Genomic DNA, 17,373 nt, shown 5'->3' with positions numbered 1-17,373 from the left:
TGTCTCCTGATCTGTTCGGTCTCCAAGGTGTGGAAACCTGGCACAACGCTAAGGGATCGCTCCCCTTCCGGCAAGCAGGGCGGCACCGCAGCCCAAGCAATCCCCCGGGCCGATTAGCTTCCGGCCCATGCTGTCACTGGCTCTCGCGCTGCTCGTGGTCGTCGCCGATTCGATGCCGACGCTTCCTGGCGTTGCCGTCGAGCGTCGTCTGGCCGAACGCTTTGCGCTCTCGGTCGGCGACACCGTTGCCCTGACAGCCGAGCCGGGTGCGCCGGTTCGGCGGTTCGTGGTGGCCGCCGTCTACCAGCCGCGGCCAGATCCTGCTACGGCACTCCGCGGCGAATACAACGTCCGCTTTCACCTGCCCGACCTGGCGGATCTGCTCGGCCACCCGGATCGGATCGACCGGATGGGCGTCGCCGCAGTGCCGGGCATTGCGCCCGACAGTGTGGCTGCCCGGCTCAACCAGCGGGCCTTCGGATACCGGGCCTATGCCTCCGAGGCCATCGCGGCCGAGTCATCGAGAACCTTTGCGGTCGTGAGCCGATTCCATCGTGCCATTGGCGTCATTGCCATCGTGGCGAGCGCGGTCTTCTTGCTGTGCATCATGCTGCTCAAGGTCGAAGAACGGAGGCTCGATGCTGCCGTGATGCGCTTGATCGGCATCAGTCGCGCCACGGTCATCCGCGCCTTCGTGCTCGAGGCCATGCTCGTTTCCGCGGTAGGGTCGCTGCTCGGGGTGGGTCTTGCCGCGCTGGCGGGCCTGCTGACGAACCTGGGTTATCAGCGTCGCTTCGACACCAGCCTCGTGTTCTCCTACCTGACCTTCGACATCATTGCTCTCGGCGTCGGTCTCTCGCTCCTCCTGGGTGTTGGCGCGGGGCAGATCGCGGCGCGTCGGCTGGTGCAGGCCACACCCCTGGCCCTCTGGCGTCGGGCCGCATGACCGGGGCACTCGTCTTCCGCAACTTGGCGCGCCATCCGATTCGAACCGGCCTGGCCGTGCTCGGGATTGCCATTGCGGCCGCGCTGCTCCTGGACATGGTGATGCTGGCGGGTGGCATGGAGCGCTCGTTTACCCGGATGCTCCTCAGCCGAGGCTACCAGATCAGACTGTCGCCGCAAGGTACGCTTCCCTTCGATTCCGAGGCCGTCATTCCGGGGGCAACCCCTCTCGTCGTCAGCTTGCGGGCGGACCCTGATATCGAATCCGTCGGGCCGGTTGTCGCCGCGGCCGTGCATGTCGGAGTCGAAGGGTCGACCCTGAGCGTGGTGGCGTACGGCATCGATCCGGAGGGCCAGGGCCTTTACGAGTTGGAACGCGGCGCGGATCTGGCCCCGGGCGACACCACCGGGCTCTTGATCAGCGAACCTGCTGCTCGAGCCGCAGGCTGGGCCATCGGTGATACGGTGACCGTCTTCGGTCAGCTCGACCCGCAGTCGGCCGAGCCAGGCACCCAGCGGCAGCTGACGGTGCGTGGTGTCGTGCGATTTCTCTACGATGCGCGCGACCAGCGCTCGGTTGGGGCCGCATTCCGCGTCGTGCAGGGGCTGGGCACCCTGGCCGAGCGAGACCCGGCCTCGGTCGTGATGGTCAAAGTTCGGGACGATGCGCTGGTCGAGGCGGTCGCCGCCCGGATCGCGACATCTCATCCGAACGTCGAAGTCAACAGCATTGCCATGCTGGTGTCCCAGTTCCGCGGCCGACTGGCCTACTTCCAGCAGCTGTCGCTGATCCTGGCCACGATCAGCCTCGTCGTCGCCGTGCTGCTGGTCGGAACCATCCTGTCGATCACGGTTGGTGAGCGCATGGGTGAGTTTGCGGTCCTTCGCGGTATCGGGGTTCGCCAGAGCCGGATCGTTCGCATGGTGATCGTCGAGGGCGCCGCGCTGACCGGGATCGGGGTGGCCTTCGGGCTGGCACTCGGACTCGTAACGGCTCGTCATCTCGATAGCATCCTGACCTCGTTTCCCGGCCTCCCGGCCGCGATTTCGTTCTTCGTGGCCGATCGAGCCAGCCTGATTCGCGCGGGAGCAACGGTTCTCGCGGCAGGTACGCTTGCCGCAGCGTACCCGGCCTGGCTCGCGGCCCGAGCGCCGATTGCCCTGACGCTTCGCTCGGAGGCGGAATGACCGCTGTTCCCGTAGTCGTAGGTCGCGACCTGACGCGCACCTTCATGGTCAACCAGCAGTCGGTGGCTGCGCTCAGGGGCGTCTCGATCCAAGTCGACCAGGGCGAGTACCTGGCGTTTACCGGACCATCAGGCAGCGGCAAGTCGACCCTGTTGCAGCTGCTCGGGGGGCTCGACACGCCGACGTCTGGCACGCTCGAGCTGCTGGGCCGGTCGCTCGACGGGATGTCCGATGCGGCGCTCACCGATCTTCGGCTCCACCGGATCGGCTTTGTCTTTCAGCGGTTTCACCTGCTGCCGGTGCTGACTGCGCAGGAAAATGTCGAGTTGCCGATGGCCGAAGCCGGGCTCGGGCGGGCCCAGCGCGCCGCCAAAGCAAGGGATCTGCTCGAGTACGTCGGTCTGGGAGCCAGGGCCGGCCACCGCGCTACGCAACTGTCAGGTGGCGAGATGCAGCGAGTTGCCGTGGCGCGCGCGCTCGCGAATGATCCGGCGCTTCTGCTTGCCGACGAGCCGACAGGCGAACTGGACGTCGAAACCGGCAACCAGGTGCTCGATCTGTTCGATCGGCTCCATGCCGACGGAAGGACCCTGATCGTCGTGACGCATGACGAACGCCTCGCCAGCCGCGCTCGGCGTCGGGTTCGACTTCGCGATGGACGCGTGGTTGCCGATGAATCGATGGACCAGAGCTGATTTTCGCACCGTTCTGGTGCTTGCCTTCCGCCACCTCGTGGTCAAGCGGGGTCGGGCGGCGTTGCTGCTGTTCGGCTACGCCGTCGGCGCGGCGGTCATGATGGTGCTCTTGTCGGTCGGCGAGGCGATGCTGATTCAATCCCGCGACGTTCGACTGGTCGGGGGCGGCGAGGTCACCCTGCTGCCCGAAGGGATCGACCTGGAAGGGCTGCGCACCGGCTCGATGGGCGGCATGTTCTTCGGAATCGATCGGGCCCGTTTTCTCGATCGCCAGCTCGCCGGCGGACCACGACTCGACGACGTGGTGGCGGCCACCTCGCCGCTGATCGAACAGAAGCTGGTCTATCTCGTGACAGACGGGGCGTTGCACCCGCTCCGCGCAGGCGGCGAGATCCCGAGCGCTGCCGCCGCAGTCGGGTCGGCGCTCAACCTGCTCGCCGGCCGCTGGGAGGATTCGGACGCGGACCGCCGTTTCAAAGCGCCAACGCCGTCGCAGCTCCTCGATGAGATCGACCACTTTCACACCCCGATGGCCGACTCGACTTGGGCCGAGTGGCACTACTTCAATGTGGCGCCCAGCCCCGATGAGTGGTGGTACATCACCTTCCTGATCGGCGGACCGCTCTACCAGGGCAAGGGCGGGGGACAGTTGCTGGTCACTCGGCACCGCGAAGGAAGGCCGCCGGCGCGCTACGAGAGCTACGCCGGGCAGGATGCGATTCGATACGACACCAGCCGGGCCGATCTCGCGATCGGACCGCATACCGTCACTCAGCGTGACGGAGCCTATCGGATCCAGGGCGCGGCTGGGGGCGTGCGGTTCGATCTCGAAATCGTACCCGAGCGGCATGCCTACTTTCCGCCCCTCGAGCTGCGTGGCGACCGGTTCCGGTCCGGCTACGTGGTGCCCGTCCTTCGCGGTCTGGCATCCGGCACCATCTGCGAAGGAGGCGTCTGTCGCGCGATCGAGCGCGCTGCGGCCTACCACGATCACAACTGGGGCGTCTGGCGCGAAACGACTTGGAACTGGGGCCAGGCGCGCGGTCGGGACCTGACCTTCGTCTACGGCGGAGTCCTGACCGGCGACTCGCTCGCCGCGCCCTCCTCGTCACCCTACTTCATGGCCGTGGTCGATTCACTCGGCGTTCGCCAGGTACTCCGCTTTGCCGCGATCGATTATCACGGGGCGCGAACCATCATCGGAGCTCGAGGGAGCACGGCCCCCGAGCGATTCAACTTCCGGGCCGCTCGCCTCACGGATACGGTCGATGTCGCGGTTACCGTCCGCCATGCGCAGGCCACACCGGCGGCGCAAGCGGGTGGGCGCATCTTTCTCCAGATGCGCGGCGAGTTCACCCTGCGCGGCACCCTGCTGGGCCGGCCAGTGGCCGACTCCGGGCTTGGATTCTTCGAGACCTTCGTGGCCCCGAACGCCGACCGCCGTTAGGCAGGGTAGGTCGGGCTCTGCTTGATGCGCTCGATCTGCAGCACGTGCCGCTCACTGTGCAGCGCCAGGAAGTAGGCCCAGTCGAGGCCGTGAATCGGGCCGAAACGCGGGTGCGGGGCAACATACCGGGTCAGGTCAAGCGAAGTACCCTCGATGAAATCGATCGTTGCCGCTCGATTCTCTTCGAAGACCGCGAGCATCTCCTCCGCCGACTGCCAGCGCCCCTTCGGGAGAACTCGCTCTGGCGCCTGAAACGGCCCGCCCTCAGGGCCCAGCCGTGCCTCGATCCGCGCCGTCCCATCCTCGGCCTGTGCCAGCAATGCGGCATCCGCCTCGCTTTCGGTGAGCTTGGTACGGATCAGCTTGCCGGAGCCGAGTTCGACGATGGTGACGTGCTCGACGGTTTCCGCGATCGACCACTGGTTCGGCCCGGGCTTGGCAAAGAACTGCTTTGGCGCGAGTGCGCGAAACGCGTTGGTAAACACCGCACCGGAACGCGCAAGGTGGTCGAGGATTGCTGCCTTGTCCGGCATGAATGGCTCGGCGTGGGGCGCCCCAAGGGCGCGACGAGGGGTAAAGACGCTATTTTCCCGGCATGACTTCGCCATCTGAAAGTACTACGGATACCCGTCAGTTGGGCCGGCAGCTGATCGACACCTTCATCAAGGGGTGGTCCAAGGCCGACGTCAATCTGATCATGTCGGTCTTCTCTGAGGCCGCCGTGTTCCTCGAGACACCTTTCTCCGAGCCCCTCTCCACGCCGGAAGGGATCCGGCGCTATTGGGCCGACGTACCATATAATCAGTCCGAGATAACCGCGACCTCCGGCGAGGTCTATGTGGCGGGTCCCTGGTTTTCGACCGAGTTCAAGGTGGTGTTCCGGCGCCGGCGGACCGGGGAGTGGATCGAGGCTCGCGGTGCCGTTTTCTGTGAAACGACCGGAGACAAGATCTCCGAAATGCGGATGTACTGGCAGCGCAACGTCTGACCCCGGAGTGTCCCCGATTGTGTCGCCCGTTGAGAGCAGGTGTCACCCGGGGAGGACACAGGGCGGTTCCTTTTGGATGTCGGTAAGTCTTTTGTCGTGAACGACTTGCGTTGATGGTCGACGTGGCACGAAACTGGAGGTCCAGAGACCTGTCTCCGGGAGGGTCCCATGATCTCATTGACGTTGTTGGCGCTTGCCTTAAACCCGACAGCCGGTCCTCGGCTCGAACTCGTTCAGATCGAACGGACCGCCGACCTCGCAGCGAGCGACGGACCGATCCGTCTCTGGCTCGACAACGGTCGCCAGTACCGCGAAGGAGATCGGGCCCGAGCACAGGTCGAATCCCGGGACGACGGGTATCTGATCGTTTTCAATTACGACACAGAAGGTCGCCTGCGGGTCCTGTTTCCGGTCGATCCGGGCGACGACAACTTTGTCCGGGGCGGCCGGCGCTACGAGATCCGCGGGCGCGGCGACCGTGAGTCATTCCTGGTTGGTCGGGACGGCGTCGGTCTGGTCTACGCAGCCGTGTCGGCTGATCCATTCCGTTTTGGCGGATTGGAGCAGGCCGGCAACTGGGACTATGCCCGCGTCAGCATCCCCGAGCGCTCCAGCGACCCGGAAGCCGACATCACCGACCTGCTCGAGTCAATGGCGAGCAATCGCGGCTTCGATTACGACGTGGTGCAATATCAGGTCTACGGTGTGACCCGCCGGTACATCGTGGCCAATATGTGGGATCCTTATTGGGACGACTACTATTGCCACCCCTACTATCGGCCCAGCCTGTTCGGCTGCCGCCCCTACGGCGGGTGGTACTTCGGGGTCGGATACTCGCCGTACCGTTACGGTTACTACGGCTATCCCTATCGGTACGGCTACCGGTACCCGGTCTACTACGGCGGCGGGTCGGTGCGGCGCAACTACCCGGTCGTCGTCGGCCGGCCGCGCAGCTACACCATCGTGCGGCAAGGTAACCCGCCTTCCTCGCGGGTGGGCAGCCGCCCGGGCAGCTCGGTCGGCAATCCGCGGCCAATGCCGTCTCGCCCCCGCGATGCGTCGCGTCCGCGGCCCCAGGCTCGTCCTTCGAACGATCGTCCCGCAGCGAGCCCGTCCACCGGCGAGCGTCCGCGGCAGCCCGATGCGGCGCGTCCGCGGGGTCGGCGTTCGACTGCACCTGCGGCGATTCCGACTATCGAGCGTGAACGGGCCGGCGGTCGGCCGTCAGTCGACCTGACTGACCGCAGGGAAACCGGCCGACCCTCAGAATCGGAAGGTCGGGCCCGGCGCGCCGCCCCGCGCGACGATTCTCCGCGGGTCGAGCGGTCGGAACCCCGCAGTGAGACGCCACGCCGCGTCGATCCGTCTGAGCCGCGGGCCGACGGTCCCCGCCGAGTCGAGCGGTCGGAGCCCCGGACCGAGAGCCCGCGGGTCGAGCGCGCGCCCGATCGGCCACGCGGGGAGGGTCGCCCGAGCTCGTCGGCCCAGGACGCGCCGAGACGCGAAGCGCCGCGGGCGGAGGCACCGCGTCGTCAAGAAGCGCCTCGAGCGCAGTCGGCGCCACAGCGCTCGAGTCCGCCGCCCAGTGCAGCCCCGGCTCGGAGCGGAGGTAACGATCGCGGCTCGAGCAGTTCCTCGCCGCGGCGGCCGCGCGGCGGCTGAGCACACCGCAAGACGGAAACAACAACCGCCGGAGACCTCTCAGTCACCGGCGGTTTTCCGTTCTCCCAGCCCTCAGCTCAAACGGGGTGTGGCGTATCCAAGGCCCCACTCCAGCACCTCGCGACTCCGGAGGCCGAGCTGAATGGCACGCTCGGTTGCCTCATCCGCAGACAACCCGTGGTCGAGCATCAGGTAGGCAACCATTGGTCCGCCGACGCGATTGGCGCTGGCGCAGTGCAGCAGCACTTCCCGATCGGGGTTGGCTCGCAGCAGGTCGAGGATCCCGTCCATGGTGCTGTCGGTCATCGTCTCCGGAGTCACCGGCACATTGTGGTACGCCATTCCGAGCCCGGTCACCAGCTTTGCCTCGTCGAACGGGCGAGGCTCGGATCGGTCGCGCAGGTCGAGCACCACGGCGCCACCGGCAGAGCGGAGCGCCTCGAAGTGTGCCGGACTCGGCTGACCGGCGGTGGTCAGTCTCGGAAGCGCCTGCGCGGCATTGGGAACGCCGGCCAGCGCGTCAAGTGGAGTTGGCATGCCTGAAAGGTACCTCGATCGCGGCTCCCAGCTACCTTTCAGCATGCTTCGGCTTGCCATCGCACAGTTTCGCCCCCGCAAAGCAGCCTACCGCGCCAACCTCGAGCAGGTCGGGCAGCTCTTTCGCGACCTCGCTCGGAGTCCTGAGCCGGTTGACGTTCTGGTTCTACCCGAAACCGCGCTGACGGGGTATTTCGTCGAAGGCGGCGTTCGCGAGCTCGCCGTGTCGGCGGAGCAGCTTTATGCCGATCTGTCCGAGGTGCACGCCGCAAGCGGCGCGGCACCGGTCGACGTCATCGTCGGGTTCTACGAACTCTGGAATACCCGACTGTACAATTCAGGCCTCGCTGCGCGGCTGGGCGGCAGCGAGGCCGGGATCTGCCACGTACACCGCAAAGTCTTTCTCCCGACCTACGGCGTGTTCGATGAGGAGCGCTTCGTCGAGCCGGGGCGTTCGGTGCAGGCCTTCGACCTTGCCTGGGGGCGGGCGGCAATCGTCGTGTGTGAGGACGCCTGGCATTCGATCGTTCCGACCATGGCCGCGCTCGACGGTGCCCAGGTTGTCGTGGTGCTGTCTGCCAGCCCCGCCCGCGGCGTTCAGCCGGGCGAGAACGGAGACGGGCGGCCCGCCAGCACGGTTCGATGGGAGCGGGTGGCCCAGGCGATTGCTGCGGAGCATGGGCTGTTTGTCGTGGTGGCCCACCTGGTTGGCTTCGAGGGCGGCAAGGCATTTCCCGGAGGCTCGCTGGTGGTCGATCCGCGGGGCGGGGTCGTGGCCCGCGCCCCGATTTTCGAGGATGGCCTGACAGTCGTGACCGTGGATCTCGATGAGGTGCCCCGGACCCGTGCCGAGGAACCGATGCTGTCGGACCTCGAGACCCATCTCCCGCATCTGCTCGATGCGCTGACCGCGCGCCGTCAGGCCATCGCTGCGGGCGATCCGTCCACCGGCGACCGGGCCGCCAGCACGGTCGTCAAGCGCGCGGGCGCCGTCCCGCCGCCAGCCGGGCAGAAGCCGCTCGAGATCGATCCCGAGCTGACCGAACGCTGGCTGGTCGAGTTCCTCAAGGATGAAGTGAACCGGCGGCGCGGATTCGAACGGGTGGTACTTGGCCTGTCCGGCGGCGTCGACAGCGCCGTCGTGGCGTACCTGGCGGCTCGCGCCTTTGGGCCGACCAACGTCACCGCCGTTCGAATGCCCTACCGAACCTCGAGTCCCGCCAGTCTGAACGATGCGCAGCTGGTTATCGACGCCCTGGGCCTGGCTGCACGCACCGTGGATATCAGCGCCGGGGTTGACGGCCTGGTGGGCGAACTCGATCCGCCGACCCCGGGCCGGCTGGGCAACGTGATGGCACGGATGCGGATGATCACGCTGTTCGATCTTGCCGCGTCGCTCAACGGGATTCCGCTCGGCACCGGCAACAAGACCGAGCGTCTGTTCGGCTACTTTACCTGGCACGCCGACGACTCGCCACCGGTCAACCCGATCGGCGATCTCTTCAAGACACAGGTCTGGGCCCTGGCCCGGCACTTGGGCGTTCCACTCGAAATCGTCGACAAGCCGCCGACGGCCGATCTGGTTGCAGGCCAGACCGACGAAGGCGACTTCGGCATCAGCTACGCCAAGGCCGACCAGATTCTTCACTGGACCCTCTCCGGCTATCCCGCCGAGGCAATCGAGTCGCTCGGATTCTCGGCCGCCGAGATTGCGCTGGTTCGCCGGCGTTTGGACTCGACCCACTGGAAACGCAAGCTGCCCACGGTCGCGATGCTGAGCCCGACCGCCATCGGCGAGTTTTACTTGAGGCCAGTCGACTACTGACGACGGGTCCCTCAGGGTCCTCCTGCCTTATCTTGAGCTTATGACACCCGATTCCCGTCCGATGTCGTTCTCCCGCGGTGAGATCACCACCTTCGTGATGCCGCACATGCAGAACGTCCTCGGCGACCTCTTTGGCGGCGACCTGATGGCGCTGGTCGACCAGGCGGCCGCCGTGGCGGCCATGCGACATGCCGGCGGCCCGGCCGTCACCAAGTCGATCGACCGCCTCGACTTTCATCACGCCATCCCGGTTGGTGCGCTGGTAACGTGCACCGCCGAGGTCGATTACGTCGGCCGCAGTTCGATGTACATCACGGTCGAGGTGATCTCAGAGCACATCGCGACCGGAGCGCGCCAGCGGACCCATACCGCCCATCTCGTGTTCGTCGCGATCGACCTCGACCGGAAGCCGCGTCGAGTGCCCCGTCTGGTGCCCGGCTCCGACGTGGAGCGCGAGCGGTATGACGCGGCTGAGGCCCGCTACCTGGCTCGGAAAGGCTGATGGCTCCTCGGATTACCCTGGTGCTGTCCGGCGGGGGCGCCAAGACCGCGGCCCAGCTTGGTGCGCTCGAGGTACTGGGTCAGGCCGGCCTCGTGCCGACTCGGATCATCGGCACCTCGATGGGTGCGGTCATCGGTGCCGGGCTGGCGGCGGGTGTGCCGCTGGCAGAGGTCACGGCGCAGTTGCGCACCGTCGATCGAGCCGCCGTGGCCGCGCTCGATCGGACCGCGTTCATTCGGGGTCTCTTTGCGCCATCGCTGTTCAAGGGGCAGCGCCTCCGCGACACCCTGGGCTCCTTGTTGCCCGTCGACCGCTTCGACCAGCTGCGCACGCCCCTGTCCGTGACGGCCGCCGATCTCGACACCGGCGAGCTCGTCGTTTTCGGGGACGGCGGGGTCGATGCTCCACTGGCCGACGCGCTTTTTGCTTCGTGCGCACTGCCCGTGTTCTACCCCCCCGTGCAACTGCTCGGCCGGCGCCTGGCTGATGGCGGACTTCGCGCGGTGGTGCCGCTCGACGTGGCGGCACGGTTCCCGGCCGATCGGGTCGTGGCAATCGACGTTGGGCCGGGGTTCGACTCGGAACCCTCGCGTGAGCGGCCCCCCCCAGCCTTGATTCGGGCCCACAGCGACACCCAGTTCGTCCTGATGGCGAGCAACACGGCCCTGCAGGTCGCACTCTGGCGGGCGACCCCCGGTCGGGTGCCGCTCACCTACATCCGGCCTCGCGTCAACCGCGGGGAGACATTTGCGGTCGATCAGCTCGATGCGTATCTGGAAGCCGGGCGGACAGCCGCTCGAGCGGCACTCGAATCCGGTGCTTGACCGGACCCCGGTCTCGGGCCGATGTTCTCCGAGCGCGGGTCGCCCGAAACGGGCCTCATTGTCCGGCAGGGGGTGCCATGGCCGAGGTGCGGATCTTCAGTCTGGAAGAAGCGGAGAGGACACTTCCGCTGGTGCGGCGGATTCTCAGCGACCTCCAGGGGGAGTACGATGTCTGGCGCCATGCCATGGCGGACTACGAGCTGCTGGCCGCCGGGGCTCGGGCCGATACCGGGGAGACACCGGAGCTGGTGTCGGCGCGGAACGTCGTGACCGTTGCGGCCGACCGCGTCAACGAGCTGCTCCTGGAACTCGAGGGGATCGGCTGTGTCTTCAAAGGCATCGATGAAGGGCTGGTTGACTTCTACGCCCTGCGCGACGACCGACTCGTGTTCCTCTGCTGGCGGCTCGGTGAGGAACGGATATCCCACTGGCATGAGGTCGATTCCGGATTTGCCGGCCGGCAAGAGATCGACCCGTCCCTCTTCAGTGAAATTGTCCCATGATTCGATTCTGGGTTTTCGTTCATCTCCTGGGCATGGTCCTCTGGCTGGGTGGCGCCGCGGGGGCCATGGCGGTCAGTATTGCCGGCCGCCGAGAAGCCCGCGAGCAGCTCGCGACCGTGGCGCGCCTGCTGCGGACGATCTACAACTCGGCCGTCTTTCCCGGCAGCCTCGCAGTGGTGGTCTCCGGCCTGGTGCTGACGCTCACGATGTACGGCAGTCCGGGCGCCATGGCGGCCATCACACACCAGTTGATGACGATGCAGGTGGCGGGGTTGGCTGCTGCGCTGATCACCCTGATCGTGCTGGTGCCGAATTCCAGCCGGCTGGCCCGGCTCGATCCGGTTTCCCATGCCGCGCAGTTCGACCACCTGCGTAAGAAGCAGGCGCGCCTCGGCATGATCTCAGGCCTGCTTGGTCTGCTTGCCCTTATTTCGGCGGTGATGGGCTGGCGTTGAGCGGGTCCGTCGCTTGCCGGTCGAACAGTCGGTTCGAACCGGGCAGGCGGGACAGAGTGCCTTGCGTGCGGTGCAGACCGTGGCACCCAGTTCCATGATGCCCTGATTGAAGGCCCAGGCGGCCGGGCCGGGCGCGGGAACCAGGGCTCGCGCGGTTCGCCAGAGTTTCTCCTGATCCGGAGCCTTCGTGCCGGCCCGAGGGTGGAAAGCCCGCCGAACCACCCGGGCGACGTTGGTGTCGACGCAGGGCTCGGCCGCCTCGAACGCAAAGGTCGCAACGGCGCCCGCCGTGTACCGCCCGACGCCCGGTAGGGCCCGAAGTGCCTCGATGTCCTGCGGAATGGTGCCGTCCAGCTCGCCGACGACAACCTGTGCCAGCCGGTGCAGGTTGTCGGCCCGCCGATAATAACCCAGCCCCTGCCAGCTTTCCCGAACCGTGCCAGGACTGGCCGCCGCAAGCGTCTTCAGGTCGGGGTACTGCTCCAGGAATCGGGCGTAGTAGCCCTCGACCCGGCTGACCTGGGTCTGCTGGAGCATGAATTCCGATACCAGGATCCGATACGGGTCACGGGTCTGCCGCCATGGCAGGTCTCGGCCGTGTTTTCGGAACCATTTGACGATCCGGCGCCTGAAGCTGGTCAGGGTGGACTTCGACGGCATGGGGGGGCAAGATACAGACATGGCCAATGCCGTGCTCGGTTTTCCACGTCTCATCGGTAGGGTAGTTCTCGGGGCCCTGGCCCATTTCGGCCGCTTCAGCCTGATGTGCCTCGAAATCATTCGCGGCTTCCGCGATGTGCGCGGGTGGCTTCCCCGCACGATCTCGGAGGCAGCTACCATTGGTGGTGGCAGCCTTCCCATCGTGGTGGTGATTGCCGCCTTCGCCGGCGCGGTGACGGCTTTTCAGTCGGGGTACCAGTGGCAGACCAGTCTGCCCATCTACGTCCTCGGTACCCTGATCGTCTCGACCGTCGTTCTCGAACTCGGGCCGGTCCTGGTCGGACTCGTGCTGGCCGGCCGGATCGGCGCAAGCTACGCAGCCGAGCTCGGCTCGATGCGGGTGACCGAGCAGATCGATGCGCTCGAGAGTCTGGGCCGGTCGCCCGCTTCGCACCTGATCATTCCGAAGGTGCTGGCCGGCTTCATCATGGTTCCTATCCTCGTTATCGTCGCCGACGTGATAGCGGTGCTGGCCGGCTGGTATGGGGTCAAGCAGGTCCTGCCGATGACCAACGAGGACTTCGCATATGGTGCGCAGTACTACTATCGGGCCTTCGATGGATACTACTCGGTCATCAAAGCCTTCTTCTTCGGCGGCGCGATTGCGCTGATTTCCTGCTACATGGGCTTCAACGCCAAACAGGGGGCGCAGGGCGTCGGCCAGGCAACCACGGCGGCGGTCGTCACCAGTTCCGTGGTGATTCTGCTGCTCAACGTCGTGCTCGCAAAAGTCTTGCTGAACTAGATGATCGAGCTACGCGGCGTCAAGAAGCGCTTCGGCGAGCAGGTGGTGCTTGCCGGTGTTGATTTCACCGTGAATGACGGCGAAACGGTGGCCCTGCTCGGTCCGTCGGGCACCGGCAAAAGCGTGCTGCTCAAGCATATCAACGGCTTGATTCACCCGGACGAGGGCGCCGTGCTCGTCGACGGCAAGAATGTCGGGCTGCTCAAGCGCGAAGAGTTAGCCAAATTGCGCACCACCATCGGCTACGTGTTTCAGAACGGCGCTTTGTTCGACTCGATGAATGTATTCGAGAACATCCGGCTAGGTATCGTCAACCCGGAGCAGTTCCGCGACCTCGAGTACTGCGAGCAGCGGGTGGACGAATGCCTTCGCTTGGTCAATCTGGCGCCTGAGACCCTGCGCAAGTTTCCGGCGCAGCTTTCCGGCGGGATGCGCAAGCGTGTCGGAATCGCACGGGCCATTGCGGGAGCGCCGAAGTACCTGTTGTACGACGAGCCAACCTCCGGACTCGATCCGGTCAACTCCGACGTGATCGACAAGCTGGTCAAGCGGCTCTCGGACGATCTGGGCGTGACCAGTGTGATGGTGACTCACGACGTGCGGGGCGCATTTCGCGTGGCGGACCGGGTCGCCTTGTTGAGTGACGGGCGAATCCTCTTGCAGGGCACCCCCGCCGAGTTTCGGGAGTCCGACAACGAGAAGGTGCGCGCCTTTCTGGAACGGGATTTCGAAACCCAAGACGCTGGGTAGGCGGCTATATGGATCTTCATCGCAAGCAGGAAGTCACGGTCGGCGTACTGGTGCTGGCCGGCATCGGGCTGTTTCTCGCCGGGACCATGTGGCTTCAGGGCAAGAGCTTCGGCCGCGGCCATTCGGCGGTTCAGGTCTCCTTCGCGGATGTCGGAACGCTGAAGCGCGGATCGGCGGTGCGCGTTTCGGGTGTCAATCTGGGGTCGGTGGAAGAGATCGACTTCCGGGGCGTCGGTGACGTCGTCATCACGCTCTCACTCTCGCCGCGAGTAGAGCCGCGTATCGACGCGAGTGCGGAGCTTGCGACAGTCGGGCTGGTGGCCGATGCCGTGATCAACTTCAACCCCGGGCGTGCGGCAGAACCGCTGCCGGCGGGGCAGGTCATCCAGGGCTCGGTTGCGCTGGGTCTGATGGATATGGGGAGTGACCTCGGAGCCTCTGCCAAGGAAGCGCTCGGGGGCATCAACGAGATTGCCAACCGTCGCTTGGCCGACAATCTCAATGCGACGCTCGAGGCAATGCAGCGGCTGGCCTCGGTGTTCTCCAACACCCGGACTGGTCCAGCCGCGGAGCTGACGGCGACCATGGCCTCGCTGCAGCAGCTCTCTGCCCGCCTGGATACCACGCTGGCGCAGGTGGAGCTGGCCACCACGCTCCGCAAGAGCGATACGCTCCTGACCAACCTGGCGCTCACCAGCAGCGGCTTTACTGCCACCAGTGCCCGGCTCGACACCCTGCTTCAGAAGATCAACCGGGGCGACGGGACCATGGGTAAACTGGTCAACGATACATTGCTCTATCATGACCTGCGCCGTGTGTCGATTGCTCTCGAGGAACTGGTCAACGAGATCAAGAAGAACCCCGGCAAGATCACCATCCAGATCAAGGCATTCTGATCCGGCACGTGGGGGCTGGGGCTGTTAGTTTTGCGCCATGCTTGCCCTCACGTTTCTTGGTACCGGCGCCGCGTGTCCCACGGTCGACCGCAACGTCACCAGTATAGCCCTTGCTCGCGAAGGCGAGACGCTCCTCTTCGATTGTGGCGAGGGTACGCAGCGGCAGATGATGCGGTACGGCGTCGGGTTCACCTTTACCGAGATCTTCTTTTCGCACTACCACTCGGATCACATGCTCGGTGTGATCGGGCTCTTTCGTACCATGGGGCTGATGGACCGGCGCGAAGGTGTGACGCTCTACGGACCTCGGCCCGCCCGTCGGATCCTGGAACATGCCCTGTCGGTCGGGATCGAGCGAACCAAGTTTCCCGTCGAGATCATCGAAGTCAAACCCGGCGACCGACTCAAGCGGGCCGAGTACGACATCCTGGTCTTTCCGACGGAGCATCGGATGGATACCGTTGGCTACGCATTGGTCGAGCAGGACCGCCTTGGCCGCTTCGATCCGGAAGTCGCCCGCCAGCTCGGCGTGCCGGAAGGCCCGCTCTGGGGCCAGATTCACCGCGGCAAGGCTGTGACGCTGCCGGACGGCCGGATCGTGACGCCTGAGGGCATCGTGGGGCCGACCCGCCCGGGGCGTACCGTGGTCTATAGCGGCGACACTCGACCTTGTGCCGGCGTTCGCGAGGTATCCCGCGGTGCCGACCTGCTGGTGCACGAGGCCACCTTCGGCGAGGACGAGCGTGCCCGTGCCGCCGAGACCGGTCATTCGACTGCGCGGGAGGCGGCGCTGCTCGCGCGCGAGGTCGGTGCCCGCCGCCTGGTCCTGACCCATATCAGCGCCCGCTACAGCCGTGATGCCCCCGAACTGCTGGCCGAGGCAAGCGCCGTCTTTCCGGCCGTGAGGATCGCCCGCGACGGCATGACCGTCGACGTACCATTTCCCGACTGAACCTTTCAGCCGCGTGCCGCGGTCGCGGCCGCCTTCGGTGCCGGGGGTACGCCGGTCGGCAGGGATCCTGACAATCCGAGTGCCCGACCGGCACGAATCCTCCGGCGCCAGCTCATCAGTTCGTCGGCACTCTCGAGTGCGATGATATCGCCCCCCGATTCCCAGACAACACCGCTCTGCGACAACCCGGCCAGTCGAGCTTCCTGCGCAACCGCGGCTCGGAACCACGCCAGGCTCAGTTCGAGGTCGGCGGGGCTCAGGCAGTGCACCACCGCGCGGAAACGATCGGGCAGGATGGCGAACTCGTCGATGGTGAGCTCCCGGAAGGCCGAGGCGAGCTGTCCCCAGCGCTCGAGGACGAGGCGGCCCAGCAGACTCACCGCTACCCCGCGCCGGTCGAAACTGACCAGGGTTGGCATTCGGCCTGCGGTCCACAGTGTGACGGCGTAGATACCCGAGCTGGCCCCCATACGACTCCTCGATAAGGTTCCTCCGAAGCTGGGGTGCACCCTGTCTGCGGTGATAACCCAACCGACGCAGGCGGTGCAATTTTGAACGCAGTATTTCAGGCCGGGTTCGGCGGGTCGGCGTGCCGGTCGGGCCAGGCTCGTTCGTCCTCGTGGTCAGGAGACCTTACCTGACCAGGAGGCATCGTTGAGTCCCAGCGCGTCGAGTAGCGGCCCCCTTCGGGGGGCGCGGACAGGGCAGTTTCAGATCGCGATCGTCGCCCTCGTTGGCACCTTCCTGGTGCTGGCAGTCGGTGCCCTCAGGGTCGCGGCACCCCTGCTGGTGCCGATTGCGGTGGCCTGGCTATTGAGCCAGCTCTTTGCCCCGATGGTTCGCGGGCTTTGCCGATTTCGGATTCGTCCTCCTATTGCGGCGGCAATTGCGGTGTTCGGCTTTACCACCATTACGCTGGCGGGCGTCGTCCTCCTTGCCACCCCTGCGGCGGCCTGGGTTGCCAGGGCACCGGAGACCCTGTCGCGGGTCGAGCGTAAGGTTCGCAACCTGATTCAGCCGATTCAGCGTCTCGAGCGAGCTGCGCAGAAAGTCGAAGCGGCCACGGGCGGCGGCGCGGCACAAACAGTAGCTGTGCAAAAGCCGGGAATGGTCCAGCGTCTTTCCGGAACCACCGCGAGTATGACTGGAGCTGGCCTGAGCGTCATCTTTCTGACCTACTTTCTGTTGGCCTATGCGCCCCTGTTCCGCAGCAAGCTTGCCGACCTGCTGCCCAAGCGGGTCGAACGGGCCAAGGTCGAGGGCGCCCTGCAGGAAATCGAAGTGCAGATGTCGCGCTATCTCCTTCTCAATACCGTTGTGTCCGTCATGGTCGGACTCGCGACGTGGCTGGTGCTGCTCGCGATTGGCATGCCGAACGCCGCGCTCTGGGCCGTTCTGGCCGGCGTGCTCAACTTCATTCCCTACCTCGGGGCTGTGGTCACCATCATCGTGATCGGGCTCGCGGCACTGGTGTCCTTCGACACGCTCCGGGAGCCGATGCTCGCGGTCGGTGGATTTGCGGTGATCAACATGCTCGAGGGTAATCTGCTGACGCCGTTGCTTCTGGGTGCCAAGCTGCCGCTCAATCCGGTGGCGCTGTTCGTCGGCTTCCTCTTCTGGAGTTGGGTCTGGGGCATTCCGGGGGCCATTCTGGCGGTGCCGATGACCGTGCTGATCAAGGTCGCCTGTGATCGGATCGAAGCGACCAGGTCCTTTGCGCTGCTGCTCGATAACTAGGC

20 protein-coding genes are annotated in these 17,373 nt (G+C 65.9%); 16 read left to right on the top strand and 4 right to left on the bottom strand.

Going from position 1 to position 17,373, the window contains the following annotated elements; translation table 11 throughout:
* Positions 1–127 precede the first annotated feature (127 nt).
* The 4 genes from KF785_07900 to KF785_07885 are packed head-to-tail and all read left to right on the top strand — an operon-like array spanning position 128 to position 4,275.
* Positions 128–946: an ABC transporter permease gene (locus KF785_07900; GenBank protein ID MBX3146683.1), complete on the top strand. Its 819-nt coding sequence runs from the start codon at positions 128–130 to the stop codon at positions 944–946.
* Complete coding sequence (locus KF785_07895) at positions 943–2,133, top strand: ABC transporter permease (protein ID MBX3146682.1); 1,191 nt, start codon at positions 943–945, stop codon at positions 2,131–2,133. Before KF785_07900 ends, KF785_07895 begins: the two co-directional genes overlap by 4 nt.
* A complete protein-coding gene (locus KF785_07890; protein ID MBX3146681.1) occupies positions 2,130–2,828 on the top strand; it encodes an ABC transporter ATP-binding protein in 699 nt (232 codons plus the stop codon). Before KF785_07895 ends, KF785_07890 begins: the two co-directional genes overlap by 4 nt.
* Positions 2,740–4,275, top strand: coding sequence for a hypothetical protein (locus KF785_07885; protein ID MBX3146680.1), 1,536 nt, complete (start codon positions 2,740–2,742; stop codon positions 4,273–4,275). Before KF785_07890 ends, KF785_07885 begins: the two co-directional genes overlap by 89 nt.
* On the opposite strand, the gene KF785_07880 is transcribed toward KF785_07885, so the two are convergent.
* Complete coding sequence (locus tag KF785_07880; GenBank protein MBX3146679.1) at positions 4,272–4,808, bottom strand: DinB family protein; 537 nt, start codon at positions 4,806–4,808, stop codon at positions 4,272–4,274. The genes KF785_07885 and KF785_07880 overlap by 4 nt on opposite strands.
* A gap of 62 nt (positions 4,809–4,870) precedes the next feature.
* On the opposite strand from KF785_07880, the gene KF785_07875 reads away from it, so the two are divergent.
* Both KF785_07875 and KF785_07870 read left to right on the top strand, forming a co-directional pair.
* Positions 4,871–5,263 (top strand): nuclear transport factor 2 family protein, encoded by a 393-nt coding sequence (locus KF785_07875; protein MBX3146678.1) that lies wholly within the window; start codon positions 4,871–4,873, stop codon positions 5,261–5,263.
* Between the two features lie 168 nt (positions 5,264–5,431).
* The gene (locus KF785_07870; protein MBX3146677.1) at positions 5,432–6,925 is read left to right on the top strand and encodes a DUF4384 domain-containing protein; all 1,494 of its coding nucleotides are present in this window, start codon (positions 5,432–5,434) and stop codon (positions 6,923–6,925) included.
* A gap of 72 nt (positions 6,926–6,997) precedes the next feature.
* Here the strand turns inward: KF785_07870 and KF785_07865 are convergent, their stop codons facing one another.
* Positions 6,998–7,462, bottom strand: a complete 465-nt coding sequence (locus tag KF785_07865; GenBank protein ID MBX3146676.1) for a hypothetical protein — start codon at positions 7,460–7,462, stop codon at positions 6,998–7,000.
* Between the two features lie 43 nt (positions 7,463–7,505).
* Here KF785_07865 and KF785_07860 point away from each other — a divergent pair, with 43 nt between their 5' ends.
* The 5 genes from KF785_07860 to KF785_07840 all read left to right on the top strand — a co-directional run bounded on the left by KF785_07860 (position 7,506) and on the right by KF785_07840 (position 11,571).
* Positions 7,506–9,287, top strand: coding sequence for an NAD+ synthase (locus KF785_07860; GenBank protein MBX3146675.1), 1,782 nt, complete (start codon positions 7,506–7,508; stop codon positions 9,285–9,287).
* Positions 9,288–9,348: 61 nt separating this feature from the next.
* Positions 9,349–9,789: an acyl-CoA thioesterase gene (locus tag KF785_07855; protein ID MBX3146674.1), complete on the top strand. Its 441-nt coding sequence runs from the start codon at positions 9,349–9,351 to the stop codon at positions 9,787–9,789.
* Positions 9,789–10,613 carry a patatin-like phospholipase family protein gene (locus KF785_07850; protein MBX3146673.1) on the top strand — a complete coding sequence of 275 codons (825 nt, stop codon included), beginning with the start codon at positions 9,789–9,791 and terminating at the stop codon, positions 10,611–10,613. Before KF785_07855 ends, KF785_07850 begins: the two co-directional genes overlap by 1 nt.
* 77 nt (positions 10,614–10,690) lie before the next feature.
* Entirely contained in the window at positions 10,691–11,116 is a 426-nt protein-coding gene (locus tag KF785_07845) for a DUF2203 domain-containing protein (protein ID MBX3146672.1), read from the top strand.
* A complete protein-coding gene (locus tag KF785_07840; protein ID MBX3146671.1) occupies positions 11,113–11,571 on the top strand; it encodes a hypothetical protein in 459 nt (152 codons plus the stop codon). Before KF785_07845 ends, KF785_07840 begins: the two co-directional genes overlap by 4 nt.
* Here KF785_07840 and KF785_07835 read toward each other — a convergent pair.
* Positions 11,518–12,231, bottom strand: coding sequence for an A/G-specific adenine glycosylase (locus KF785_07835; protein ID MBX3146670.1), 714 nt, complete (start codon positions 12,229–12,231; stop codon positions 11,518–11,520). The two genes, KF785_07840 and KF785_07835, sit on opposite strands and share 54 nt — an antisense overlap.
* Before the next feature lie 19 nt (positions 12,232–12,250).
* Between KF785_07835 and KF785_07830 the strand changes: the two genes are divergently transcribed.
* Genes KF785_07830 through rnz form a run of 4 tightly spaced genes read left to right on the top strand, consistent with a single transcriptional unit; the run spans position 12,251 to position 15,634 of the window.
* A complete protein-coding gene (locus KF785_07830; GenBank protein MBX3146669.1) occupies positions 12,251–13,036 on the top strand; it encodes an ABC transporter permease in 786 nt (261 codons plus the stop codon).
* Positions 13,037–13,786 (top strand): ATP-binding cassette domain-containing protein, encoded by a 750-nt coding sequence (locus tag KF785_07825; protein ID MBX3146668.1) that lies wholly within the window; start codon positions 13,037–13,039, stop codon positions 13,784–13,786.
* Positions 13,787–13,794: 8 nt separating this feature from the next.
* Positions 13,795–14,682, top strand: coding sequence for an MCE family protein (locus tag KF785_07820; GenBank protein ID MBX3146667.1), 888 nt, complete (start codon positions 13,795–13,797; stop codon positions 14,680–14,682).
* Between the two features lie 37 nt (positions 14,683–14,719).
* Positions 14,720–15,634 (top strand): ribonuclease Z, encoded by a 915-nt coding sequence (rnz, locus tag KF785_07815; GenBank protein ID MBX3146666.1) that lies wholly within the window; start codon positions 14,720–14,722, stop codon positions 15,632–15,634.
* Between the two features lie 5 nt (positions 15,635–15,639).
* On the opposite strand, the gene KF785_07810 is transcribed toward rnz, so the two are convergent.
* On the bottom strand, positions 15,640–16,104 hold the full coding sequence (locus KF785_07810; protein MBX3146665.1) for a hypothetical protein: 465 nt from the start codon (positions 16,102–16,104) through the stop codon (positions 15,640–15,642).
* 184 nt (positions 16,105–16,288) lie between these two features.
* On the opposite strand from KF785_07810, the gene KF785_07805 reads away from it, so the two are divergent.
* Positions 16,289–17,371 carry an AI-2E family transporter gene (locus tag KF785_07805; protein MBX3146664.1) on the top strand — a complete coding sequence of 361 codons (1,083 nt, stop codon included), beginning with the start codon at positions 16,289–16,291 and terminating at the stop codon, positions 17,369–17,371.
* Positions 17,372–17,373 lie beyond the last annotated feature (2 nt).

It is taken from the genome of Gemmatimonadales bacterium, assembly GCA_019637315.1.
Taxonomy (GTDB): Bacteria; Gemmatimonadota; Gemmatimonadetes; order Gemmatimonadales; family GWC2-71-9; genus SHZU01.
Note: the sequence above shows the minus strand (reverse complement) of the source record. Positions and strands in the feature narration are given on the sequence as shown.

Coding starts and splice junctions, on each gene's coding strand:
- KF785_07900 (MBX3146683.1), top strand. CDS start 128: ATGCTGTCACTGGCTCTCGCGCTGCTCGTGGTCGTCGCCGATTCGATG.
- KF785_07895 (MBX3146682.1), top strand. CDS start 943: ATGACCGGGGCACTCGTCTTCCGCAACTTGGCGCGCCATCCGATTCGA.
- KF785_07890 (MBX3146681.1), top strand. CDS start 2,130: ATGACCGCTGTTCCCGTAGTCGTAGGTCGCGACCTGACGCGCACCTTC.
- KF785_07885 (MBX3146680.1), top strand. CDS start 2,740: ATGACGAACGCCTCGCCAGCCGCGCTCGGCGTCGGGTTCGACTTCGCG.
- KF785_07880 (MBX3146679.1), bottom strand. CDS start 4,808: ATGCCGGACAAGGCAGCAATCCTCGACCACCTTGCGCGTTCCGGTGCG.
- KF785_07875 (MBX3146678.1), top strand. CDS start 4,871: ATGACTTCGCCATCTGAAAGTACTACGGATACCCGTCAGTTGGGCCGG.
- KF785_07870 (MBX3146677.1), top strand. CDS start 5,432: ATGATCTCATTGACGTTGTTGGCGCTTGCCTTAAACCCGACAGCCGGT.
- KF785_07865 (MBX3146676.1), bottom strand. CDS start 7,462: ATGCCAACTCCACTTGACGCGCTGGCCGGCGTTCCCAATGCCGCGCAG.
- KF785_07860 (MBX3146675.1), top strand. CDS start 7,506: ATGCTTCGGCTTGCCATCGCACAGTTTCGCCCCCGCAAAGCAGCCTAC.
- KF785_07855 (MBX3146674.1), top strand. CDS start 9,349: ATGTCGTTCTCCCGCGGTGAGATCACCACCTTCGTGATGCCGCACATG.
- KF785_07850 (MBX3146673.1), top strand. CDS start 9,789: ATGGCTCCTCGGATTACCCTGGTGCTGTCCGGCGGGGGCGCCAAGACC.
- KF785_07845 (MBX3146672.1), top strand. CDS start 10,691: ATGGCCGAGGTGCGGATCTTCAGTCTGGAAGAAGCGGAGAGGACACTT.
- KF785_07840 (MBX3146671.1), top strand. CDS start 11,113: ATGATTCGATTCTGGGTTTTCGTTCATCTCCTGGGCATGGTCCTCTGG.
- KF785_07835 (MBX3146670.1), bottom strand. CDS start 12,231: ATGCCGTCGAAGTCCACCCTGACCAGCTTCAGGCGCCGGATCGTCAAA.
- KF785_07830 (MBX3146669.1), top strand. CDS start 12,251: ATGGCCAATGCCGTGCTCGGTTTTCCACGTCTCATCGGTAGGGTAGTT.
- KF785_07825 (MBX3146668.1), top strand. CDS start 13,037: ATGATCGAGCTACGCGGCGTCAAGAAGCGCTTCGGCGAGCAGGTGGTG.
- KF785_07820 (MBX3146667.1), top strand. CDS start 13,795: ATGGATCTTCATCGCAAGCAGGAAGTCACGGTCGGCGTACTGGTGCTG.
- rnz (MBX3146666.1), top strand. CDS start 14,720: ATGCTTGCCCTCACGTTTCTTGGTACCGGCGCCGCGTGTCCCACGGTC.
- KF785_07810 (MBX3146665.1), bottom strand. CDS start 16,104: ATGGGGGCCAGCTCGGGTATCTACGCCGTCACACTGTGGACCGCAGGC.